The organism is Bradyrhizobium rifense (assembly GCF_008123425.1).
GTDB lineage: Bacteria > Pseudomonadota > Alphaproteobacteria > Rhizobiales > Xanthobacteraceae > Bradyrhizobium > Bradyrhizobium rifense.
Window position 1 is genome coordinate 242,474 of sequence record NZ_VSSS01000067.1, and the last position, 22,901, is coordinate 265,374.

The following is a 22,901-nucleotide window of genomic DNA, read 5'->3' on the forward strand; positions in this document are numbered from 1 at the left end:
CTCCAGTCAAAAAGGGGGACGATCAGGTCGGGAGAATGCCGAGGCGGCCAAGTGGCGGTGCCTCGCGGCCGGCGGCCTTGGCGGCATCGCGCACGAGACGCTCGAGCACGGCGAGATAGTCGAGAAAGCGGCGGCGGCCGGTCTTGGTCAGACGGCAAGTGGTGTGCGGGCGATTGCCCTCGTAGCCTTTGGTCACCTCGACCAGGCCGGCCTCCTGGAGCACGGCGAGGTGCCGGCTGAGATTGCCGTCGGTGAGGCCGCAGAGCTGCTTGAGATCGGCGAAGGCAAGCCCCTTCGGGTGCGCCATCAGCGAGGTCAGAAGCCCGAGCCTCGCCTTCTCGTGGATCACACGGTCGAGCCCTTCATAGGAGAAAGGCGCGCTGTCACTCTTCGACATCATTCTCTCCGGACGCGACATACAGAATGGCCGCCATCACCGACTGGCCGATCACGAAAGGTAGTCCCATGGTCCATGGCGACAGCATGTGAGTCCGGCTCGCCAGCACCACCACTGCAAAACCCGAGATGAAGTACCAGGCCCCGGCAAATGCCACGCTGCGCGGCAACGAGCGGACCGAGGCAAAAATGCCGAGCGACACCAGGATCTGCCACAGCCCCGGCAGGAGCCACAGCGTTTCGGCCGCGAACTTCCACATCACCACCGCGAGCAGGATTCCGGCGACGCCAGCGGGCAAGAACTGCTCGACCGCCTGGTGGATCATGGCGTCGGCAAGGCCCGAATGATGACGACGCGAACGCGCGCGCATCTCGATCCAGATGATCAGGCCGGACAGCGCAGCCGCAACGAACCAGCCGAGAAAGAAGCCGAGCGGCGCGCCGGTGGGATCGCCGAGCAGCCAGAATTGCAGGATTGCGGTGACAAGCGCGACAGCACCGGTCGCAGCCATCGTCGCCGGACCGTAACCGCGGAACGCCGTACCGGCCGCAATCTGGCTGCGGATCGCCACGATGTCGGCCAGTGCCTTGTCGAGATCGCGCATCGGCAACGCCAAAACTCCGCTCCACCCAGTTCACGGACCGGCATTGCCCGATCACTTTGTATCGCAAAGTATACCGCGCTACAAAGTAAAGGCAAGCCTGAAAGTCGTCCGCAAGGGACGCGACCCGATCGGACAACTGCCGGTTGCGCGCCACCTGCCCGCGCAGTTAAGATGCGGCCGAAGCGTTCCGGGGGGAAGTTATGTGGTTAAGATCGTTTGTCGTTGCGGCTCTGTTGCAACTGAGTCTTGGCGAACTGGCGCATGCGGCGGGACCGTTCGGCTCCGTCAATGTCGGCAACTGGATCGGTGGCGCTTTCAGCAATGATGAAACGGGCGCCTTCTCGCATTGCGCCGCAACAACGCCGTATGCGAGCGGTGTCATCCTCGTCGTCAGCCAAAATGCAGCCGGCACATGGTCGCTGGCTTTTGCGAGCCCCAGCTATCACTTCAACAAGGGCGAGAACGCCGCGATCGACGTGACCTTTGACGGGCAGGAGCAAGCCAGGCTTTACGCCACAGCGTATCAATCCAACATGCTCACGGCCATTATGCCTGTCAATGTAGTGCGCACATTCCAAAAGGCGAGCCTGATGGTCGCAACGAGCGGCCGTACAGTCCTGAATTTCGACCTGGCCTCAACCGGGCCGGTGATCGCAGCCTTGGCCAATTGCGTGACCCGCGTGAAGGCCGACGGGCTCAGCAAGGCCAGCGATTTCACCAAAGGCGCGGCGAAACCGGCAGCCACGGCGGACAAACAAGGCGCGCCGCCTGCCAGCAAGCCCGGCAGAGAGGCCAAGAGTAGCTCCGGCTTCGACACTGGCTTCGTCGTCAGCTCCAACGGGCACATCGTCACGAACAACCATGTGATCGACGGTTGCAGCGACCTTAAGGGTAATCTCACCGGCGAGGCCGCGATGGTGTTGCGCGTCGTGTCGAGCGACGTGAACAACGATCTCGCCCTTTTGCAGGCGCCGTCGACCGCGACATTCAAGGAGTTTGCCCGGATCCGCGACCGCTCGATCCGATCCGGCGATTCCGTCGTCGCGATCGGTTTCCCCTTCCACGGACTGCTCACCTCGGACTTCACCGTGACGACGGGCATCGTCAGCTCGCTCAGCGGCATGCGCAACGATTCGCGCTTCCTGCAAATCAGTGCGCCCGTGCAGCCCGGCAACAGCGGCGGCCCGCTGTTCGACACCACTGGTCAGATCGTGGGCGTGGTCACCGCAAAGATCCCCGTACTGCGCATCGCCGCTGCGACCGGCACCATCCCCGAAAACATCAACTTCGCGATCAAGACCGGCGCACTGCGCGACTTTCTCGACAATTCCGTAGTGCCGTACCAGACGGCCGAGCCGAAGGGCGAGCTGAAGACCACCGACATCGCCGGCAATGCGCGGGCCTACACGATGCTGATCTCGTGTACCGGTACGGAGCAGGCGGACGCGAAGAAGTAGAGCGGGCTGCCGCGTCAATCACCGCTGTCCTTCCCGCGAAGGCGAGGAATCCAGTACGCCGCGGCCTGTCGATTCTATCGCTGCGTTCTCGGAGTACTGGATCGCCCGATCAAGTCGGGCGATGACACCTTATTGTAGGGACCAGCGCAGCCGCCCCCCTCACCCGTGGCAGCATGCGCCCTTCGCCTGCGGCTCATACTGGTCGCGCAGGCGGACCCAGTCCATCGGATAGGGCAGACCCTCCTCGTGACGGCCGAGCGGGGTGAGATCGAGATATTGATAGGCCGCGTTCATCATATCGAGGCCGCGGGCGAAGCAGGAATAGGTGTGAAAGATCTCGCCGGCCTCGTTGCGATAGAACACGCTGATGCCGGGCAGCTCCGGCCCATAGAATGGCGTGGTGCCGAAATTGTATTTCGGGGCGCCCTGATCGATCTGCTCGCGCGTGAACGAGACCTCGTAATCATAGTTGAAGTCGTTGTGGCCTGAAGACACCCAGTCAAAGCTCCAGCCCATGCGCTGCTTGAACGCCTCGAGCTTGTCGACTGATGCCAGCGAGATCGCGACCATGGTGGTGTCGCGCGCCGCCAGATGCGGCACCATGCGCTCAAAACCATCGGCCCAGAACGAGCAGCTCTTGCAGGCGGCCTCCCAGTCGGGCGCGAACATCACATGCTGAACCACGAGCTGCGGTCTGCCCTTGAAGAGATCGCCGAGCGTGACCTTGCCGTTCGGCCCGTCGAACGCATAGCTCTTGTCGACCTTAACCCATGGCAATGCGCGGCGCTCCTCGGCAAGGCGTTCGCGGGCCTGGATCAACGCCTTCTCATGCGCAAGATGAGCCTTGCGGGCGGCGACCCATTGCTCGCGCGAGACGATCTGATGTTGCTGCATGATGTCCTCCTTGAGGTCCCCTTGAGGTCAGGCGACGAAAGTGTCGAGCTTGTCGAAGAACGAGCTCCAGCCACGCTGGTGGTTGTCGCGCGCGGTCTCGTCGAAGAACTGGGCGTGATGAAAAATCATCAGCGTGCCGGCACTGTCCGGCTTCAGCGTGATCGTCACCAGCGATTCGCGCTCCGGCGTCGAATGCCAGGCCCAGGTGAAGACCAGCCGCTCGTTCGGCACGACCTCGCGATAGAGGCCGCCCGCCTCGAAATATTCGCCATCCTCGCGCGTGAACGAGATGCGGTAGCGGCCGCCGGAGCGAACATCGAGCTCGGCATCCAACGTCGCCGGCTTCATGTTCGGCGGTCCGAACCATTGCACTAGCTGCTCGGCTTGCGTCCAGGCGGCGAAGACCTTTTCCGGCCGCGCGCGGAGCCGACGCGTGAGCGTGAGGCTTGGACCTTCGGTTGCGCGTTCGGCGCTGCGGGGATCGGCGTTGACGGCTGCGTTGGCCATGGTTTGTCCTCCACAAAGGCGGCAAGGCGATCGAAACTCTCGGACCAGAATTGCGCGTAGCGATTGAGCCAGTTCATCGCCTGCTCCATCGGCTGCGCGGTGAGCCTGCAGGAGACTGTGCGCCCGGTCTTCTCACGCACGATCAGACCCGCATCGGTGAGCACGTCGAGATGCTTCATGATCGCCGGCAGCGAGATCGAAAACGGCGCCGCCAGATCGCTCACCGACAGGCTCTCCTTCTCGCCGAGACGCGCAAGCAGCGCACGCCGCGTCGGATCGGACAGCGCCGCAAAGGTACGATCAAGCGTCTCGTCCTGATACTTAACCATAAGGTTTAGTATAGGCGCAAACGCCATCCCGTCAAGCGGGAAGCACGCAAGAAAAAAGCCCCGCCTCCGGCGGGGCTCCATTCACGGTCACTCCTGAGATCGTTATTCCACCTTGAGGCCGGCGAACTCGACGACCTTCTTCCACTTCGCGGTCTCGGCCTCGATCTCCTGGCCGAACGCCTCCGGCGTCAGCACCAGCGGGTCGCCGCCGAGCTCCACCAGGCGCTTGGTCATGTCGGGCTCCTTCATGAGCGTATTGATCTCGTTGTTGAGCTTGGCGATCATGTCCTTGGGCATGTTCTTCGGCGCACCCATGCCGAACAGCGCGCTCGCCTCGTAGTCCTTCACGGTCTCGCCGATCGCGGGCACGTCCGGCAGCTGCGGCGAGCGCTGCGCCGTGGTGACGCCGAGCGCGCGAAGCGAGCCGGAGCGGATGTGCTGGATGATCGAGGGCATGTTGTCGAAGATCACCTGCACCTGGCCGCCGAGCATGTCGGTGATCGCGGGTGCCGCGCCGCGATAGGGCACGTGCTGCATCTTGCAGCCGGTCATCGACATGAACATCTCGCCGGACAGGTGCACCGAGGTGCCGTTGCCGGAGGAAGCCATGTTCACCTTGCCGGGATTGGCCTTCACGTACTCGATGAACTCGGCGACGGTCTGCGCCGGCACGTCCTTGTTGACGGTCATCACATTCGGCGTCCGCTGGAACGAGGCGATCGGCGCGATGTCGCGCACGAAGTTGAACTTGAGATTCGTATAGAGCGTGGCGTTGATGTAGTTGGCCGGATTGACCAGCAGCACGGTGTAGCCGTCGGGCTCGGAGTTGATAACGGATTCGGTGCCGATATTGTTGCCGGCGCCCGGCTTGTTCTCGATCACGAATTGCTGGCCGAACTTTTCCGACAGCCGCTGGCCGATCAGCCGCGCCAGAATATCGGTGGCGCCGCCCGGCGGATAGCCGACCACGAACTTCACCGGCCGGGACGGATAGTCGGCGGCGAAGGCTTTCGACAGCGGGCTGGCTGCAAGAGGCGTGGCGGCAAGCAGGCCGAGCGCGGAACGGCGAGTGATCATCTCAAGGGTTCTCCCAAGTGTTGTTCTTAAAAGGGGGCGTTGTTCTTGATCGTGGCGTCAGCGGCGTTGTAACAAAGCCCGCCACGCGCGGAAAGTGCGCAAGCTTCATGGCGACGAAAGGATAAGGCATGCCGGTCAAGGTTCAGGCCCTCGATCACCTCGTGATCAACGTCGCCGACGTCGCGATTACCGCCGAGTGGTATCGCAATATCCTCGGCATGGAAGTCAAGGTGTTCGATCCCGGTGGCGGCAAAGCGCCGCGGACCTCGCTTCAGTTTGGTCAACAGAAGATCAACGTCCGGCCACGCGACGCCGACAAGGTGGAGTGGTTCACCGCCGACCACCAGACCGCCGGCAGCGAGGATCTGTGCTTCCTCACCTCCGCGACACCCGACGAGGTGGTGGCGCATTTGAAGGCACATGGCGTCGCGATCGAGGAAGGTCCGGTGCCCAAGCAGGGCGCCCGCGGCACGCTGCGCTCGGTCTATTGCCGGGATCCGGATGGCAGCCTGATCGAGATTTCGTCGTACGAGGATTAGCACGCCGCCAAGACGTGCTGACGGCCCCGCTCCTCCCCGTGATTTGCGCCCCGCGCCATCCGATGGCAGGAAGACGCAATAATCAAAAGGCAGCCGCCATCAAGATGCAGGCTGCACGGGAGGGATCCATGTCCAGTCAACAGACCGCAGCTGGAATCGTCGGCCCGTTCGACGGGCTCGACGTGCCGTGGCTGCTGAGGATGCGCGCTGAGGTGCGCCGTGACCATCCATTCCTGATCTGGGCGCCGTTCGAGGCACCGGCACGGCGCTGGAGCTATGGCGAGTTTCACGAGCGGGTCGGCGCGCTCGCGGCGGGGCTGTCGAAGCGCGGCATCAAGCCCGGCGAGTATGTGCTCATTCATCTCGACAATTGCATCGAGGCGCTGCTGGCGTGGTTTGCCTGCGTCGAACTCGGCGCCATCGCGGTCACCACCAACACGCGGTCGGCGCCGGCGGAGATCGAATATTTCGCCGATCATTGCGGCGCGGTCGCCGCGATCACGCAGCCGGCCTATGCGGAGATCGTCGCGCAGAACTGCCGCAACATTCGCTGGATGGCGGTGACCTCGCACGATGCGGGCGCCGCGCAAACCATTTCACGCGGCGACCGTTTTGACGAGCTGTTCGCCGACAGCGCGGACCGGCCGAAGCGCGCGACCGATCCGCTGGCGCCATGCAGCGTGCAGTACACGTCAGGCACGACATCGCGGCCGAAGGCGGTGCTCTGGACCCACGCCAACGCGCTGTGGGGCGCCAAGATCAATGCGGAGCATGAAGACCTGCACGCCGGCGACGTGCACCAGACTTATCTGCCGCTGTTCCACACCAATGCGCTGGCCTATTCCATGCTGGCGACGTTGTGGGTCGGGGCGACTTGCGTGATTCAGCCGCGCTTCTCCGCGAGCCGGTTCTGGGGCGTCGCGCGCGAGCACGGCTCGACCTGGACCTCGACGATTCCGTTCTGCATGAAGGCTCTGCTCGAGCAGGAGATCCCGCGGGACCACAAATTCCGCCTGTGGGGCACCGCGATCAACGAGCCGCCGGCGTTTGCCGCGTTCGGCGTCAAGATGATCGGCTGGTGGGGCATGACCGAGACCATCACCCACGGCATCATCGGCGAGGTCGACCAGCCCAACATCCCGATGTCGATCGGCCGCGCCGCGCCGGAATATCAGATCCGCATCACCGATGATGACGGACGGCCGACCGAAGCCGGCGACACCGGCAATCTCTCGATCAAGGGTATTGTCGGCCTGTCGCTGTTCGCTGAATACCTGCACAACGAGAAGGCGACGCGCGAGAGCTTTGATGAGGACGGCTATTTCATCACCGGCGACCGCATCACGCGGCTGGAGAAGGGCTACCTCAGGTTCGGCGACCGCGCCAAGGACATGCTGAAGGTCGGCGGCGAGAACGTCGCGGCCTCCGAGATCGAGCAGGTGATCGCAATCGTGCCCGGCGTGCGCGAGGCCGCGGTGGTGGCGAAGAAGCATCCGATGCTGGATGAGGTGCCGGTCGTCTTCATCATCCCGCATGGCGGTGTCGCGGGCGCGGCGCCGGACCTGCAGGACCGCGTGATGGCGGCCTGCCGCAAGGGCCTCGCCGACTTCAAGGTGCCGCGCGAGATCAGGCTCGTCGACGACATGCCGCGCTCGACGCTGGAGAAGGTGGCGAAGGCGGAGTTGCGGAAGATGGTGGGGTAGCGGCGGCGGATCAGAACGATCCGAGCGCCACCGGGCGGAACGCCTGCAGCAGCTGCTGATCCAGCTTGCCGCCCATGCCTTCCATCATCGTGAAGGCACGCGAGTGGGTGAACGGCATCCGGTAGGCGCGCTTCTCCACCAGGGCGGCGTAGATGTCGACGATCGTCGTCAGCCGCACGATGTCGCTGATCTGGTTCGACGACAGCCCGTTGGGATAGCCGCTGCCGTCGAGGAATTCGTGGTGATGCAGCACGACATCGAGCATTTCCGGCGGGAAGCCGCCTTGGGCTGCGAGCGCGTCATAGCCGCGGCGCGGATGCTGGCGGACCTCGGCCATCTCCTCGTCGGTGAGCTTGCCGGGCTTGTCGAGCAGCACGGAGGGAACGAAGGCCTTGCCGACATCGTGCAGCAGGGCGGCACGGGTCAGCCGGCGCTGGTCGTCCTCGCGCATGCCGAGATGCTGCGCGAAGGACACCGCAAAGCCGGTGACGAACAGGCAGTGGCGATAACTGCCGACATGGTGGCAGCCCACCGTGGTGAGCCATTCACGCAGCGACGAGTGCTTGATCGCTTTCAAAATCTTGCTCTCGGCGGCGATGACGTCGTCGAACGTCAGGGGCACGCCGAGCGGCAGCTTCTCGAACATCTTCTTCAGCACCGCATGCGCCGCCTCGACGCCGCGGTTGAGCGTCTTGCCGCGATCGGTCGCGTCATAGGTCGCCGTGTCCGGGAATGCGGCGCGGATGCGCTGCAGGATCGCCTCGGGCTGCAGCGGCCGCGAGATCGTGTCGGTGGCGCCGAGCGCCCAGGCCTGCATGGTGCCGTGGTGCAGGGCATCGGCCAGCACGAACAGACGCGGCATCGAACGATAGCCTTCGGCGCGCAGCTTGTTGCGCACCCGCTGCACGCTCTCGGGCGAGCGCAGGTTGATGTCGACCACGAGGCCGGAGAGTTCGCGCGACGGCTGGTCAGGGATCTCCTGCGTCGTCACCGTCGAGACATCGCCGACTGCCTTCAAAATGCTGGCGAGCTCAGTGCTCGCATCGCTCCGGTCGGAGGCGAGCAGAAGCCGGCGTTTGGCGGCGGATTTGGCTGGCGCGTTCATGGCTTCCCCAAAGGCACGGGAGTGTATTTGGCGTCAGCCTAAGCCGGATCAGGTTCTCCGGCCCTTAAGAGGCGTGCTCAATGGAACCTGTCGGATTTGGGCGCAATTTTACGGATTTCGGGTTCCGCGGGGCTTCAGCAAAACTGCGAAAACAACCCCATGCACAGTAGACGGGCCAGACCATTCTCATCGAAAGGTGACGAGAATAGCTTGACCATGACGAGAATAGCCCCCATTTTCTCGTCATAGGATGCAGAGAATATGGTCTATATCCACGACAGACCCGACTGGCCGGCGTTTCAGTGGAGCGCAGACCGGCTGGCGGCGCGGCTGGCCCAGGTACGTCACAAGCAGGGCCGCCTGCTTGGCCGGATGGAAAATCTCGGCTTCACCTTGAAGGCAGAAGCCTCGCTCCAGACGCTCACGGAAGACGTCGTCAAATCGAGCGAGATCGAAGGTGAGATCCTCGATCGCAATCAGGTCCGGTCGTCGATCGCCCGCCGGCTCGGCATCGATATCGGCGCGCTCGCGCCTGTCGAACGAAACGTCGAGGGTGTCGTCGACATGACGCTCGACGCCACCCAGAAATTCGATCAGCCCGTCACCGCCGAGCGCTTGTTCGGCTGGCACGCCGCCCTGTTCCCGACGGGTCGGAGCGACATGTTGAAAATAGTCGCTGGCGGGTGGCGCACGGAACAGTCGGGCGCCATGCAGGTCGTCTCCGGGCCAGTCGGCCGCGAGCACGTTCATTTCGAAGCACCCGCGGCCAACCGGCTCGAGAATGAGATGAGCGCACTCCTCGGCTGGTTCAACGCCGATCGGGACTCAGATCCTGTGATCAAGGCCGCGGTTGCTCATCTCTGGTTTGTGACCGTTCATCCGTTCGAGGACGGCAATGGCCGTATTGCGCGCGCAATAACCGATCTCGTCCTCGCGCGTTCGGAACAGAGTGCGCAGCGCTTCTACAGCATGTCGTCTCAAATCCACAAAGAGCGCAATGCCTATTACGACATCCTCGAAAGAACCCAGCGCGGAACGCTCGACATCACCAATTGGCTGCAATGGTTCCTCGGCTGTCTCGATCGCGCTTTCGACGGCGCCGAGTTGATCATCGGAAACGTGCTGCACAAGGCAAGATTCTGGGAGCGCCATCGCGCGAGCTCCCTCAACGATCGCCAGCGGTTGATGCTGAACCGCCTGCTCGATGGCTTTGAGGGCAAGCTCACGTCGTCGAAATGGGCCCAGATCGTCAAAGTCTCGCAAGCGACCGCTGCTCGCGACATCGAGGATCTGATCGACAAGAGTATCCTTCAGAGGGACGCCGCCGGTGGCCGCAGTACGAGCTATTCGCTGGTGCCGTAAGCGCGCGATGGGTCGGATAGGGACAGGCCGCATCGCTCCCGGCGACATTTGAGGAGTCGGGCAAAACAGCGAGACAAGTCCATCATCGTGCGTACGCGATGCCCCGCCTGCTGGCTTCGCCAAGGCTACGGCGACCCAAGACCGCAAAGACACGGCGTGCTACGAAGACCCGGCGCGCGACCAGGCGCGATTTTCGCAGAAGGAGGAAACCTCGTCCTCCCGCAGGTTCATGATCCGACGATAGAGCTCGGGATCTGTGTCGCTTTCCGTGCCGATCACCATAATCCGGCTCGAACGGTCGATTCCAAGGCGCGCACGCATTTCCGGATATCTGTTCGCAAATTGAAAGCCTGCGAGGCCAACTGCGCCGGTCTCGCCGGCGACGATAGGTGCGGCTCCCGTGTTGCCGGATGCGAGCAACCGCATGGCCTGAACCGCCTCGGTGTCGGGCACAGACATGAAGCCGAATGCGCCTCGGGAGAGGATCTCCCACGCCAGCATCGAGGGACGTCCGCAGGCCAGGCCGGCCATGACGGTGCTGATGTCACCCCTCAACTCGGTGAGCGTTCCCGCGCGCGCCGAGGCCAGCAGACACGCGGCGTTATCCGGCTCGACGACAACGATCTTCGGCGCGGCGTCTCCGTAAATCGCCCGGTAATATGCGCAGATCGCAGCCGGCAACGCGCCCACCCCACACTGCAAGAACACATGGGTCGGCAGCTCTTCGCGTTGACGCGCCGCTTCCGCAGGCATGACCGTGTAGCCCTGCATGACAATGGATGGAATCTCCGTGTACCCTGGGTAGGATGTGTCCGAAACGATCGTCCAGCCAAAGCGCTCCCCATCCAGTTTGACTTGCCTGACCGCATCGTCGTAAACGCCACCGACGCGGTGAACCCTTGCACCATAACGCTCGATTTCCGATTTCCGACGTTCGCTGACCTCGGAGTGAACGTAAATCGCGGCGCTGAGGCCAAAGCGCGAAGCAGCCCAAGCAACTGATCGGCCGTGGTTGCCGTCCGTCGCACAAGCGACGGTCGTCCCTCGGCCGCTTCCGTCCTGTGCACGTTGGGCGATCGAGCGAACCGCATAGGCACCGCCGAGAGCCTTGAAACTCCCGAGATTGAAGCGGTTTCCCTCGTCCTTGTAGTCGATCGCCCTCACTTCGCACGCTCTTGCCAATTCTCCCAGGCTGTATAGCGGGCTGGGTTGGTAGTGCGACCAACTGCTGATCTCCTTCTCCGCCGCAGCAGCCAAGGCCGGATTAATGACTGCGGCCTCCGTTGCGCCGAAGGCTTCTATCGGAGAGGACCGCGTCCAAAGATGATCGGGCATAGACGTTCCTGAATTGGACGAGTTCGGCTTATTGGTATATCAAAAAATATTTTCTAGAAAGAAAAATATGCGACGCCAAAATCTGCAAGGCAAGAGGCCGAGCCGATGTCTCCAGGCGAGGCCCGCATCAGCCCAGTCAAGACGACCTTTGCGTGGTGTAAAGCAGCTCTCACGCAGGGAGCAGTTGGCCGATGTCCTACGACAAGGAAGTGGCAACCGGAGTCCATGCTGCCTTAGTGAGTGCCCGATACTCGATCGTTCTGTTGGCCCCCGGCTATCTTACGAAAGATATCAGCAATCATCGGCGCGCTGTCCGGAGGGATGCCGCGATGAAAGACCAGGCGAACATGTCGCGGACCAAAGGCGAGGCAGCCCAAACCAGCCTGGCCGAGAGAGGCGGACAGCCTGGTTCCGTCGAAACCGAGCTCATCCCCCGAAATCAGGACGATATTTGTCTGCGGTTGGGCGACAGAAAAGCCGCCGAGCAGAGCGATGGCGGAGGCCGTCTCTCGTGCGAGACGATGATCTTTGCCCAGAAGCGGAATGTCTTCGAGCGCTGCCAGCGCTCCAGCGGCCAGCACGTGGCTGGGCCGGCAAATCCCGCCCAAAAGACGCCACGTCTCCACGGCCGCCCTGATCGTCTCTTTGCTTCCGGCCAAGGCTGCACCATTCGGGGCTCCTAGACCCTTGTTGAAGCTCACGCTCACGACGTCGACGGGGGCGGCAAGCGAGGCCGGCGAATCGCCCGACGCTACCGAGGCGTTCCAAAGCCGCGACCCATCGAGAAAGACGCTCCACCCCCTGTCTTTGGCTTGTTGTGCGATTTCACGGGTTTCCTCAGCATTCAGCACCGTTCCGCCTCGCCGGTTGTGCGTATTCTCAAGGCAGAAAATCGCATCCGCCTGATCCAAGCCGTTGGCGAGATCAAGCCTGCCGCCGTGCTGGGCGTAGGAGAGAACGCGCGGCCTTGCAAGCCAATCCAGGCCTGCCATCTCAATTGTCATGAGGTGACACGTATCCTCCAGAACGAGAGCGCGCTCGCGAGCACCCAGGGCCAAAAGGCCTGCGATATTCGCAGCAGTGCACGTTGGAAAAAGCGCCGCCGCAGACTTACCCAAGATATCGCAGACACGATGTTCGAGGGCCCGCTCGATCGGATCCTCCCGCCAAGCGAACTCGCCTGGCCTGCGCGCCGCCTCTGCGACAGCGCTGGCAACGGCAGCCGATGCCGGAGCCACGATGTCGCTGCGAAGATCGAGATCAAACCTTGGGACCGAACTGACAATACTGCTCATGGTGTTCTTGGCGATACCGGGTTGACCGAAACAGGCGAATGACCGACTATAGGGAAATTCTTTTCTAGTTGGAAAATTCACAAGTGCAAGCCCCCGCCTCCAGCCGTCGCTCGAAATCAACGTCTCCTGAGGTCAGCATCGGCGACCGATTGCGCGCGATCCGCTTCGAGAGGAAGTTAACCCTTCAGGCCGCCTCGAAACTCTGCGGCGTGGGACTGTCCACCCTTTCAAAGATCGAGACCGGACAAGCCGCTCCAGCGTACGGCACGCTGAAACGGATCGCCGAGGGTCTGGAACTCTCCTTCGAGGAATTGATCTCTGGTGACCGTCCGGAGGCGACCTCAGCTCGCCGCACGATCACGCGCGAACGTCAGGTCCTGAAGTTCAAGAGCAGCCGCTATGACTATCGCGTTCACGCCAGCGATCTGGCGAACAAGGCGATGGTGCCGCTGGAAATGGAGATCCGGGCGCGAGGACTGCCTAATCCTTCCGATTGGAGCCAGCACGACGGTGAAGAGTTCATTTTCGTGCTCGAAGGTGAGATCGAAGTTCGCCTTTCCGACTACGCTCCGTTTCGATTGAAGCAGGGTCAAAGCGCCTACATCGATAGCCGCATGCGCCACGCCTTTGTCGCGTGCAGCCCCGGTCCTGCGCGCATGCTCTCGATCTGCTACGATCCCAAGCACAAGCAACGCACTGCAGAAGAATTCATAGATGCCTCTCTCCCCTCTCGTCGGTCGGCGCGAGGTTGAGAAGTCCGAATTTAGATGTAGCTCTCGATCGAAAAACTTTTTCTTACTAGAAAATTACGGTTGACTCGCCTTTTGCTCAAGCCGTAGGCTTGGTTGCTTCAAAGGGGAGAACAAAATGCGAGGCTTCGCGATCGCGCTGGCACTTGTCACTGCTTTCTTTGCTGTTGACGCCAAGGCGGAATCCACACTGACCGCAGTGCGTGAGCGCGGCGTCTTGAACTGTGGCGTCACGGCCGCGCTGCTCGGCTTTTCGGCGCCCGATGCCCAGGGTGTTTTTCGCGGCATGGACGCAGATCTGTGCCGGGGCATCGCGACTGCGATCTTCGGTGATCCCGCCAAGGTTCGCTTTGTCACCACCTCCCCCACTCAACGTTTCGTCGCGCTGCAATCCGGCACGATCGATGTCCTGATCTATGCCGTGACCCAGAACTTCTCGCGCGATACCGGGCTGGGGCTGATCTTCGCCAATCCGTACTTCTACGACGGCCAGGGCTTTGTCGTATCGAAGAAGCTGAATGTCACATCGGCAAAGCAGCTTGAAGGCGCGAGCGTCTGTTTGCAGCCTGCATCGGACGCTGCGCCAGGCGCCGCAGACTACTTCCGCAGGAGCGGCATGCAGTTCAAGGCGGTCATGATTGAATCGCAGCAGGAGATCGTCTCCGCGCTCAATTCCGGCCGCTGCGACGTCTACACAACGGATTTGACGGCCCTCGCGGCAATGAAGGTGCGCAGCTTCCAGTCACCGGAGGATTGGGTCATTCTGCCCGAGATCATCTCGAAGTCGCCGTTTGCTCCGGTGGTCCGCCAAGGTGACGACCAATGGCTGACGCTCGTGCGTTGGGTGGTGAATGCCATCATCGACGCCGATGAGCTCGGCGTCGATAGCCACACCATCAAGGACACGAATGTAGCGAGCGATAACCCCGAAGTCCGTCGAATGCGAGGACTTGAAGGAGAAGCTGGAAAGGCGTTTGGGCTGCCAAACGACTGGGCGGCACAGGTCGTCGCTGCGATCGGCAATTACAACGAATTCTACAATCGCAATCTGAGTGCACTCGGCCTGCCGCGCGGCCCGAACCGCAGTTGGCGCGACGGCGGCCTCATCTTCGCCCCGTCGTTCCGCTGAGGACAATATGCAGTCTCTGAGCCGACTCCTGCGGCGAGGTTTTGGAGCGGAGCGGATCGCTTCACTCCTGCTATTTATCTTGATTTTCGGCGGCGTTGCGCTTGCGTCCGTCAATCTGTCGGCAAATCTCCGGGCTCGAAACATCGCGAGCGGCTTCGGGTATCTGTCGCAAGCCGCAGGGTTCGAGATTGGCGAAACGTGGATTCGTTATTCGTCGCAAATGACCATCGGACGAGCGCTTCTCGTGGGTCTCGTCAACACGCTCGTCGCCAGTACTGCAATCGGCATTCTCATCACCCTCATTGGACTCTGCGCCGGGTTGGTTCTGGCGTTCGGCGGAGAGTTTGGGCGAGCATCCGTCAAGCGCTATGTCGGCCTGACACGCAACGTGCCGGTACTTCTCCATCTCGTGGTCTGGTATGCTCTGTTTCGCGAAGGCCTCCCGCCCCCGCGTGGTGCATTCACGTTCGGCTCCATCGTTCTGAGCAATCGCGGATTGATCCTACCTATTCCTCAGGGCCATGGCGGTCTGATCGAGCCTGCGATCGGACTGGCGACGGCAATCGGCATGATTGTGGTAACTCGTTTGTTCATGGGGCGCTGGTCGAAATCATGGCTCGCCGCATCCATCATCGGCGGCATCTTCGTTTGGCTTCTCCTCTTGCCGATGAATGCGCCCGTCCTGCGCGGCTTCAACTATGTGGGCGGCTGGGTCATAACGCCGGAATTCTGCGCGCTCGTGCTTGCGCTCGCGTTCTACACCGGTGGCTACGTGACGGAGATCGTTCGTGGCTCGATCGAATCGTTTCCGCGCGGCCAGGTCGAAGGCGCCTTCGCCCTTGGCCTTTCCCGGACGCAGTTCTTCTTCCTCGTCATGACCCCGCAAATCGCCCGCGGTATCGCGCCAGCGATGGTCAACCAGTACGTCAACGTCACCAAGGCAACGTCCCTTGGCATCGTGGTAGGCTATCCTGATCTCGTGACGGTCTCGAACACGGCATTGAATCAGACCGGTCAGGCCGTAGAAGCGATTGCGCTAATCCTGGCGACTTATCTTGCGATCTCGCTGGCCGTATCTTTCGTCTCGCAATGCGTTTTCGGTGAACCGGCGGAGCGCGCCCCGAGATGAGCGCTATTCAGGACGTCTATCGAATCCGGACTCAGAGAAGCTCTGCGGTGCGCCGCTGGGTCGGACTCGGCATTCTGGCGCTGATCATTGCGTGTCTATTGCGATGGGGTCTCTTGAAGTCGGTTTTTATCACCGCGAGCCCCGATGACTGCCGGGCGGCAAGCGGCGCATGTTGGGCGGTCATCACGAGCCAGTGGAAGCTGGTCTTGTTCGGCACCTATCCTTTCGCCGAGATCTGGCGTCCTTCGGTCGCGACTGCTGTTCTCCTCGGAGCGTTCGTTATTCCATTGATCCGCCCCAGCTTGCCGGCCCTGGCATGCAGTTGGGCGATCGCCTTGGTCATCGCAACGGGCCTGTTCGATGGTCGCCTCTTTGGCCTGACTTACGTAGAGCCCCACGACTGGGGCGGACTGCCGCTCACACTCCTGTTGTCTGAAGCTGCAATTTTGTTTTCATTCCCGATCGGCCTTGCGGTTGCCCTCGCACGTTGTAGCGGCCGCGTCATGCTGCGCTCCCTGGCTCTCGTCCTGGTCGAATCGATCCGGGGCGTGCCCCTTGTCTCGTTGCTGTTCTTTGCAACTCTGGTCCTGCCGCTTTTCCTCTCCGGATTTTCCAGCTTCGACAAGCTCTATGGAGCTGCAACGGCGATCGTCCTGTTCAATGCTGCATACATATCGGAGGTTTTTCGCGGCGGCCTGCTGACCGTACCGCGTGGCCAATTTGACGCCGCGAAGTCGCTCGGATTGCGCTGGACGGACATGAATCGCCTGATCGTGCTGCCCCAGGCCTTCAGGGCTTGCGCTCCCTCACTGGTCAATCAGGCAGTGGGAATCGTCAAGGACACTTCGTTCCTGGCCGTGCTTGGAATCTTCGATTTCATGAACTCGGCAAAGTTGGCGCTGATCGATGTTCGTTGGCGGGGAAATTTCATCGAGGTGTACGTTGTCGTCGGCCTCACCTACTTCTTGATGTGCACGGCAGTGTCTATTCTTGGGCAGCGACTGTCGTCGCGCCTGGAGAGACCTGCGAAGGTCGACGACGCCATCACGCCCGTCGCCCTCGCTTCGATCGTCACCGCCGGCAGCCAATCGTAGGGATTGAAGGTCCGCAGCTTCAAACATTCACAAATGCCGGGGCTGATATGGAAGCCAGTGCCTCCAGCCGCTCGTCATTGCAGGGGCAGGTGCTTCACGGTCCCCGTACGACGAACGCAGATCATCTGCGATCGGTCTTTTTAGCCATTAGTTCAGGATGCCGCCATGTCGGAGAATGCGCCTTCAGTTGCCAGTCATGAGATCGGCGACGTGATCATCGAAATGCGCAACGTCGAAAAGTCCTACGGCAATTATAAGGTTCTGCGCGGTATCAATCTTTCCGTGTCACGTGGCGAGCGCATCGTCATTTGCGGTCCATCAGGCTCCGGGAAGTCGACACTGATTCGATGCTTGAACCAGCTCGAAGAGCATCAGGCCGGCGAGATCATCATCGACGGGACAACGGTCCATGGCGGGCTCAGGGGTATCGACGGCATCCGCCGCGAAATCGGCATGGTATTTCAGAGCTTCAATCTCTTCCCACATCTCACGGTTCTCGAGAACTGCACGCTGGCGCCCACCAGGGTACGCGGCGTTTCGAAGGCGGAGGCGGAGGCGACCGCTCGAACAATTCTCGAGCGCGTTCATATCCCTGAGCAAGCGCAGAAGTATCCGATCCAACTCTCAGGCGGCCAGCAGCAGAGGGTCGCCATCGCTCGCTCGCTTTGCATGAGCCCAAAGATCATGCTGTTCGACGAGCCGACATCAGCGCTGGATCCCGAGATGGTCAGCGAGGTGCTGGATGTCATGGTAGAACTGGCCGAGAGCGGCATGACGATGCTTGTCGTTACTCACGAGATGGGATTTGCGAGCAGGGTGGCCGACAGGGTGATCTTCATGGATGCAGGTGAGATCGTCGAGGTCGCTCACCCGACCCAGTTCTTCAATGCTCCGCAAAGCCTGCGCACCAAGAAATTCCTCGGTCAGGTTTTGCACACGCAAGCCGGCTAGTTCGGAGAGACCATCGGACGGGGGCGCCGTTTCTGGCACGCCTGAATGAGCGTTTCGCTACCACACAAAAAAAACCGCCGGAGGCTGCCCTCCGGCGGATCGTTTTTTGTTCTCAATCGCAAGCCCAGCCTTACGCCTTCATCGCCCCCTTCACGGCTTCCGCCGTGATCGGCAAGCCCCGGACGCGGGCGCCGGATGCGTTGAAGATGGCGTTGCCGATGGCGGGCGCCACGACCGTCACCGCGGGCTCGCCGACGCCGGTGGCCTTCTCGCCATTGGCGATCACGGCGACCGCGACCTCCGGCATCTGGCTCATGCGCAAGGGCGTGTAGCCATCGAAGTTCGTTTGTTCGATGCCACCGTCCTTCAGCGTCGCCTTCTCGTACATCGCCAGCGACAGGCCCCACAACGCCGCGCCCTCGACCTGGGCACGGATGTTGTCGGGATGCACCTGCGTGCCGACATCGGTTGCGACCGTGAGCTTCTTCACGGTCACTTCGCCCGACGGCGCGACGGCAACATGCGCGACGCAAGCGGTCCAGCTTGCGGTCGCACGTTCCTGCGACGACACGCAGGCCACGCCCATGCCTTCTCCCTTCGGGAGTTTCTTGGTGCCGTAGCCGGCGAGGCCCATCGCGGCGAGCAGCGTGTTGCGCAGCCGCTGCGCGCCGCCGTCGTTCTTGCCGGCACCGTCGAGCAACGAGATGCGGTATTGCGCCGGGTCCTTGCCGGCCGCAATCGCCACCTCGTCGATCATGCTTTCGACCGCCCAGAAGGTCCAACCCGGCGCCACCGAACGGAGCTGACCAGACGGGGTGGCGTTGTGCGCCATCTCGTTCTTGATCGCCCGCACGTGATGGTTGGGCACGGTGTAGAAGAAGTCCGATCCGTTCACCGTGAACGCATCGAGCGGCCCCTTCTTGTCGACCGAAGGCGACAGGAAGTCGGGAATGCCCCAGCGCTGCGTCGGCCAGGCCGAGACCACGTCGTGGCTGAGCGCGACAAGCTTGCCGTCGCCGTCCAGGCCGGCTTTCACTTTCTGGTAGGTGAGCGGACGCGAGAAATCCATCGTCATGTCGTTCTCGCGCGTATAGATCACCTTCACCGGCTTGCCGATGGCCTTGGCCGCCTGCACTGCCGGCACCATCATGTCGGCATCGAGCCTGCGGCCGAAACCGCCGCCGAGCCACATCTGGTGCATCACCACGAACTTCGGATCGATCCCGGCCGCGCCGGCCGCAATCGCACCGGAGCGCGTCCCGAACTGGTTGCCGGAATAGATGTGCAGGATGTCGCCCTTGAACTCCGCGGTGGCGTTCATCGGCTCCATCGGCGCGTGGATGTTGATGCTGGTGGTGTATTCCGCCTCCAGCACCTTGGCCGCCGTGCCGAGGGCTGCTGCGGGATCACCGTCCTTGACGAAGAACTGGCCGGAATCGTCCAGCTTCTGGAGCCGCTTGGCTTCCTCGAGCAGCGACTCGCTCGACACCTTCGCATTCGGGCCGCCGTCATAGCTGACCTTCAGCGCCGCGGCCGCCTTCTTGGCGTTGGCATAGGTGTTGGCGACCGCAACCACCCAGCCGGTCGTGGTCTGGGTCTTGTCGTCGAGGGTGACGGCCTTGATGAAGCCCGGCACCTTCTTCGCATCGCTGTCGTCGACCGATTTCACGGTCGCGCCGTAGCGCACCGGCGGCGTCACCACCGCGCCATAGGCCATGCCCGGAATCATCACGTCGATGCCGTATTTGGCCGTGCCGTTGGTCTTGGAGGGGATGTCGATCTGCGGCACCGACACACCGATCATGGTGTACTGATCCGGCGTCTTCAGCTTGATCGCCTTCAGCTCGTCGGGCGTGAAGGTCTTTGTCGCCTTGCCGCTCTTCACGACATCGGCGAACGACATCTGCTTCTTCGACTTCGCATGCACGATCATGGAATCGCGCACTGCGAGCTCGCCTGCCGGCACGCCCATCGCGGCGGCCGCACCGTCCGTCAACGCCATGCGTCCGGCGGCGCCCGCCCGGCTCATCGCGTCAAAGTTCATCATGGTCGACCAACTGCCGCCGGTGATCTGCGCCCCCAGCACGGGGTCGTTGAATTTTGGATCGTTGGAGGCGAGGTTGACCCGCATGTCGCTCCACTTCGCGCCCAGCTCCTCGCAGACGATCTGCGCCATGGTGGAGGCGATGTGCTGTCCCATGTCGGCCTTGCCGCAGGTCACGGTGACCAGGCCATCGGGCGAGATCGCGTACCAGACGCTCGGCTCGAAATTGGCGGGAGCCGCAGCGAGTGCTTCACCGATGCCGGGCACGCCGGCATAGCCGAGCACGAGGCCGGTGGCGGCGGTGCCGACCAGGAAGGAACGGCGGCTGAGATCTGACGTCTCGGGTGTGACGTTTTTCACGTGCTGATTCATGTGGGCCTCCGCTCGTTGCCGGCGGCGGATGCGGTGCGCATCTCGGTGGCGGCGCGCATGATTGCCTTCTGGATCCGCGAATAGGTCATGCAACGGCAGAGATTGCCGTCCATATGGGCCACGACCTCTTCCTTGGTCGGATTGGCGTTCTTCGCCAGCAGCGACGCCGCCTGCATGATCTGCCCGGACTGGCAGTAGCCGCATTGCGGCACCTGCTCGGCGACCCATGCCTTCTGCAGGGGGTGATCGCCCTTGGCGGAAAGACCTTCGATGGTGGTGATCTTCTTGCCGGCGACATCGCCGACCATGGTCTGGCACGAGCGTACGGCTTCGCCGTTGACGTGCACGGTGCAGGCACCGCACAGCCCGGCACCGCAGCCGAATTTCGTGCCGGTCATCTGCAATTGTTCGCGGATGGCCCAAAGGAGCGGCGTGTCGTTTGCCGCATCCACGGACATACTCCGCCCGTTGATGGTGAGCGTTGGCATAGGCGTCTTCCCTTGCCGGTGCAATGAAGCCGCTTACGGCGGCAACTTGTATAGCGGACGCCCACCGGGTCGGCGGCCGCCTTGCGCGCGAGAATGATCGGGTTCGCGCGCAGAGGCAAATGCAATTTGGAATCGATCGAGACTGATTGTTGTGCGTTGCGATAGCAGCGCTGATGTTAGCGACTGGACACAACAAGCGGTGCGTTCGGCATGCATGCTATCGCGACCGCGACGGTTTCCTCTGAGTAACCACGCGGGCTAGGATGAATGAGAAGCTAGAAAAACAAGGGCGGAAGCAATGCCAAGGATCGATCGGGACGGCGTCGGGATCCATTATGAAGTGCATGGCGATGGACCGCCGCTGCTGCTCACCCACGGCTATTCGTCGACCTCGGCGATGTGGCATGGGCAGGTCGATGCACTTTCACAGGACTACAAGCTGATCCTGTGGGACATGCGTGGCCACGGCCAGTCCGACTATCCCGATGATCCCAAAGCCTACAGCGAAGCGCTGACCGTTGGCGACATGGCGGCGATCCTCGATGCGGTCGGCGCCAAGCGCGCCGTCGTCGGCGGGCTCTCGCTTGGCGGCTACATGTCGCTTGCGTTCTACCGCGCCCATCCGCAAACCGCCCGCGCGCTGCTGATCATCGACACCGGCCCCGGCTTCAGGAAGGACGACGCGCGCGAGGCCTGGAATGCGCGCGCGCACGCCACTGCCGACAAGCTCGATCGTGAAGGGCTCGACGTGCTGAAGGCGGCGACGCGCGAGCGTGCCACCGCCAGCCATCGCAACGCCAAGGGCCTGGCGCTGGCCGCGCGCGGCATGCTGACCCAGCGCGATGCCAAGGTGATGGAGCTGCTCCCCGACATCAAAGTGCCGGCGCTGATCGTGGTCGGTGCCGACGACACGCCGTTCCTGGCGGCGTCGGACTACATGGCAGCAAAGATCCCCGGCACACAAAAGGTCGTGATCCCCGCGGCCGGACACGCCGTCAACATCGATCAGCCCAAGGCTTTTGTTGACGCCGTGGTGCCTTTCCTGAAGAACTTGCCGGGATAGGCGGCGAGACAGGGATGACGGCAATGAAGCGGGCAATCTTGGCTGCAGGCGCAGCGCTTCTCTCAATGGCAGCGTCGGTGCAGGCCGAGCCGTTCGGCACGGCGCCGCAGCGCCGTCCCTTCGTCGACACCTTGTCGAACAACACGCCTCTGGCGTTCGGGATGGATGCGGAGCAGACCGCGCACGTCCTCGGACAGCCCCTGCAATACGTCAAAGGGCGCCCCGGCAACGAGATCTATCTTGCGCTCCGCGACGTCGGCGGCAGCGGACTGATCCCTTACCGCCACCGCCTGTTCCTGCAATTCCGTCATGGACGGCTGGCAGGATGGAAGGAAGATTATGGCGAGAACTGGATGTGGGAGTGAAGTGTATCTCCTCATGGTGAGGAGCGCCGCAGGCGCGTCTCGAACCATGAAGGGCCCCGCTCTCGCATCTCGGCCTTTCATCCTTCGAGACGCGCGCAAGGGCGCGCTCCTCAGGATGAGGCGCGAAAGCGAATTTCAGATCGACAATCAAAAAGGACAACCCGCGTGGGACAAGACATCAAACTGACGGCGTCGGATAATTTCCAGCTCGGCGCCTATCGCGCTGATCCCTCGGGTGCGCCGAATGGCGCGGTGGTGGTGATCCAGGAGATTTTTGGCGTCAATCATCACATCCGTTCGGTCTGCGACCGCCTCGCAGGCGAAGGCTATGTCGCGATCGCGCCGTCGATCTTCGACCGCACCACGCCGGGCTTCCAGTCGGGCTATACGCCCGATGAAGTCGCGGCGGCGCGAAAATTCGTCGCCAATCCGGATTGGGAGGCGATGCTGCGCGACACCCAGGCTGCGATCGATGCGGTGAAGAGCGTCGGCCCGGTCGGCATCATCGGCTTCTGCCTCGGCGGCAGCGTCGCCTTTGTCGCGGCGACGCGGCTTAACGGCCTGACGGCCGCGATCGGCTATTACGGCGGCGCCGTCGTGCGCTTTGCGGACGAGAAGCCGAAGGTGCCGACGCAGCTGCATTTCGGCGAGAAGGATGCCGGTATTCCGTTGACGGATGTCGAGACCGTCAAGGCGAAGCGGCCCGATGTCGAGATCTTCATCTATTCCGGCGCGCAGCACGGCTTCCATTGCGACGAGCGGCCGAGCTACGACAAGGCCAGCTCCGAGATCGCCTGGCCGCGCAGCCTGGCGTTTTTCGCGAAGCATTTGAAATGACGCGGTAGGCGTCATTCTTCAAGCAGGAATCGGGTGGCTGCAGCATGGCGCGCGGCGATAGAGCTGGCTGATCAAG

23 protein-coding genes are annotated in these 22,901 nt (G+C 62.3%); 12 read left to right on the forward strand and 11 right to left on the reverse strand.

Annotated elements, in window-relative coordinates; genetic code table 11:
* Positions 1-22: 22 nt before the first annotated feature.
* On the reverse strand, positions 23-397 hold the full coding sequence (locus FXB40_RS38940; protein ID WP_187437450.1) for a winged helix-turn-helix domain-containing protein: 375 nt from the start codon (positions 395-397) through the stop codon (positions 23-25).
* Positions 384-1,001 (reverse strand): hypothetical protein, encoded by a 618-nt coding sequence (locus FXB40_RS38945; RefSeq protein ID WP_148777560.1) that lies wholly within the window; start codon positions 999-1,001, stop codon positions 384-386. The genes FXB40_RS38940 and FXB40_RS38945 overlap by 14 nt, the downstream gene beginning before the upstream one ends.
* Positions 1,002-1,201: 200 nt before the next feature.
* Here FXB40_RS38945 and FXB40_RS38950 point away from each other — a divergent pair, with 200 nt between their 5' ends.
* Entirely contained in the window at positions 1,202-2,458 is a 1,257-nt protein-coding gene (locus FXB40_RS38950) for a S1C family serine protease (RefSeq protein WP_148777561.1), read from the forward strand.
* 159 nt (positions 2,459-2,617) lie between these two features.
* Here the strand turns inward: FXB40_RS38950 and FXB40_RS38955 are convergent, their stop codons facing one another.
* From FXB40_RS38955 to FXB40_RS38970, 4 genes are all read right to left on the reverse strand, one after another.
* Positions 2,618-3,352 (reverse strand): DUF899 domain-containing protein, encoded by a 735-nt coding sequence (locus tag FXB40_RS38955; RefSeq protein WP_148777562.1) that lies wholly within the window; start codon positions 3,350-3,352, stop codon positions 2,618-2,620.
* Between the two features lie 27 nt (positions 3,353-3,379).
* Positions 3,380-3,724 (reverse strand): SRPBCC family protein, encoded by a 345-nt coding sequence (locus tag FXB40_RS38960; protein ID WP_246208240.1) that lies wholly within the window; start codon positions 3,722-3,724, stop codon positions 3,380-3,382.
* Positions 3,724-4,188: an ArsR/SmtB family transcription factor gene (locus FXB40_RS38965; RefSeq protein ID WP_148777564.1), complete on the reverse strand. Its 465-nt coding sequence runs from the start codon at positions 4,186-4,188 to the stop codon at positions 3,724-3,726. The genes FXB40_RS38960 and FXB40_RS38965 overlap by 1 nt, the downstream gene beginning before the upstream one ends.
* Before the next feature lie 102 nt (positions 4,189-4,290).
* Complete coding sequence (locus tag FXB40_RS38970; RefSeq protein ID WP_148777565.1) at positions 4,291-5,265, reverse strand: Bug family tripartite tricarboxylate transporter substrate binding protein; 975 nt, start codon at positions 5,263-5,265, stop codon at positions 4,291-4,293.
* A 128-nt stretch (positions 5,266-5,393) separates the two neighbouring features.
* Between FXB40_RS38970 and FXB40_RS38975 the strand changes: the two genes are divergently transcribed.
* Together FXB40_RS38975 and FXB40_RS38980 are read left to right on the forward strand one after the other, a co-directional pair.
* Positions 5,394-5,804, forward strand: a complete 411-nt coding sequence (locus tag FXB40_RS38975) for a VOC family protein (RefSeq protein WP_148777566.1) — start codon at positions 5,394-5,396, stop codon at positions 5,802-5,804.
* A gap of 128 nt (positions 5,805-5,932) precedes the next feature.
* On the forward strand, positions 5,933-7,507 hold the full coding sequence (locus FXB40_RS38980) for an ATP-dependent acyl-CoA ligase (protein WP_148777567.1): 1,575 nt from the start codon (positions 5,933-5,935) through the stop codon (positions 7,505-7,507).
* Between the two features lie 10 nt (positions 7,508-7,517).
* Here the strand turns inward: FXB40_RS38980 and FXB40_RS38985 are convergent, their stop codons facing one another.
* Positions 7,518-8,612, reverse strand: a complete 1,095-nt coding sequence (locus tag FXB40_RS38985; RefSeq protein ID WP_148777568.1) for an HD domain-containing protein — start codon at positions 8,610-8,612, stop codon at positions 7,518-7,520.
* 261 nt (positions 8,613-8,873) lie between these two features.
* Here FXB40_RS38985 and FXB40_RS38990 point away from each other — a divergent pair, with 261 nt between their 5' ends.
* Positions 8,874-9,974 (forward strand): Fic family protein, encoded by a 1,101-nt coding sequence (locus FXB40_RS38990; RefSeq protein WP_148777569.1) that lies wholly within the window; start codon positions 8,874-8,876, stop codon positions 9,972-9,974.
* A gap of 159 nt (positions 9,975-10,133) precedes the next feature.
* Here the strand turns inward: FXB40_RS38990 and FXB40_RS38995 are convergent, their stop codons facing one another.
* Together FXB40_RS38995 and FXB40_RS39000 are read right to left on the reverse strand one after the other, a co-directional pair.
* On the reverse strand, positions 10,134-11,309 hold the full coding sequence (locus FXB40_RS38995) for a diaminopropionate ammonia-lyase (protein ID WP_148777570.1): 1,176 nt from the start codon (positions 11,307-11,309) through the stop codon (positions 10,134-10,136).
* Positions 11,310-11,542: 233 nt separating this feature from the next.
* Positions 11,543-12,685 (reverse strand): threonine aldolase family protein, encoded by a 1,143-nt coding sequence (locus FXB40_RS39000; RefSeq protein ID WP_187437451.1) that lies wholly within the window; start codon positions 12,683-12,685, stop codon positions 11,543-11,545.
* A 2-nt stretch (positions 12,686-12,687) separates the two neighbouring features.
* Between FXB40_RS39000 and FXB40_RS39005 the strand changes: the two genes are divergently transcribed.
* From FXB40_RS39005 to FXB40_RS39025, 5 genes are all read left to right on the forward strand, one after another.
* Positions 12,688-13,356, forward strand: coding sequence for a helix-turn-helix domain-containing protein (locus FXB40_RS39005; RefSeq protein ID WP_187437452.1), 669 nt, complete (start codon positions 12,688-12,690; stop codon positions 13,354-13,356).
* A 115-nt stretch (positions 13,357-13,471) separates the two neighbouring features.
* Positions 13,472-14,482 (forward strand): amino acid ABC transporter substrate-binding protein, encoded by a 1,011-nt coding sequence (locus tag FXB40_RS39010; RefSeq protein ID WP_148777573.1) that lies wholly within the window; start codon positions 13,472-13,474, stop codon positions 14,480-14,482.
* Between the two features lie 7 nt (positions 14,483-14,489).
* Positions 14,490-15,611 (forward strand): ABC transporter permease subunit, encoded by a 1,122-nt coding sequence (locus FXB40_RS39015; protein WP_148777574.1) that lies wholly within the window; start codon positions 14,490-14,492, stop codon positions 15,609-15,611.
* The gene (locus FXB40_RS39020; protein ID WP_148777575.1) at positions 15,608-16,705 is read left to right on the forward strand and encodes an amino acid ABC transporter permease; all 1,098 of its coding nucleotides are present in this window, start codon (positions 15,608-15,610) and stop codon (positions 16,703-16,705) included. Before FXB40_RS39015 ends, FXB40_RS39020 begins: the two co-directional genes overlap by 4 nt.
* A gap of 165 nt (positions 16,706-16,870) precedes the next feature.
* Positions 16,871-17,656 (forward strand): amino acid ABC transporter ATP-binding protein, encoded by a 786-nt coding sequence (locus FXB40_RS39025; protein ID WP_187437453.1) that lies wholly within the window; start codon positions 16,871-16,873, stop codon positions 17,654-17,656.
* Between the two features lie 130 nt (positions 17,657-17,786).
* Here FXB40_RS39025 and FXB40_RS39030 read toward each other — a convergent pair whose 3' ends face one another.
* Both FXB40_RS39030 and FXB40_RS39035 read right to left on the reverse strand, forming a co-directional pair.
* A complete protein-coding gene (locus FXB40_RS39030; protein WP_148777576.1) occupies positions 17,787-20,072 on the reverse strand; it encodes a xanthine dehydrogenase family protein molybdopterin-binding subunit in 2,286 nt (761 codons plus the stop codon).
* A complete protein-coding gene (locus FXB40_RS39035) occupies positions 20,069-20,560 on the reverse strand; it encodes a (2Fe-2S)-binding protein (protein WP_148777577.1) in 492 nt (163 codons plus the stop codon). Before FXB40_RS39035 ends, FXB40_RS39030 begins: the two co-directional genes overlap by 4 nt.
* A gap of 298 nt (positions 20,561-20,858) precedes the next feature.
* On the opposite strand from FXB40_RS39035, the gene FXB40_RS39040 reads away from it, so the two are divergent.
* The 3 genes from FXB40_RS39040 (at position 20,859) to FXB40_RS39050 (ending at position 22,825) form a co-directional block, all read left to right on the forward strand.
* Positions 20,859-21,623 (forward strand): alpha/beta fold hydrolase, encoded by a 765-nt coding sequence (locus FXB40_RS39040; RefSeq protein WP_148777578.1) that lies wholly within the window; start codon positions 20,859-20,861, stop codon positions 21,621-21,623.
* Positions 21,624-21,646: 23 nt separating this feature from the next.
* On the forward strand, positions 21,647-21,988 hold the full coding sequence (locus tag FXB40_RS39045; protein ID WP_148777579.1) for a hypothetical protein: 342 nt from the start codon (positions 21,647-21,649) through the stop codon (positions 21,986-21,988).
* A 165-nt stretch (positions 21,989-22,153) separates the two neighbouring features.
* Positions 22,154-22,825: a dienelactone hydrolase family protein gene (locus FXB40_RS39050; RefSeq protein WP_148777580.1), complete on the forward strand. Its 672-nt coding sequence runs from the start codon at positions 22,154-22,156 to the stop codon at positions 22,823-22,825.
* The last annotated feature ends 76 nt before the right edge of the window (positions 22,826-22,901 follow it).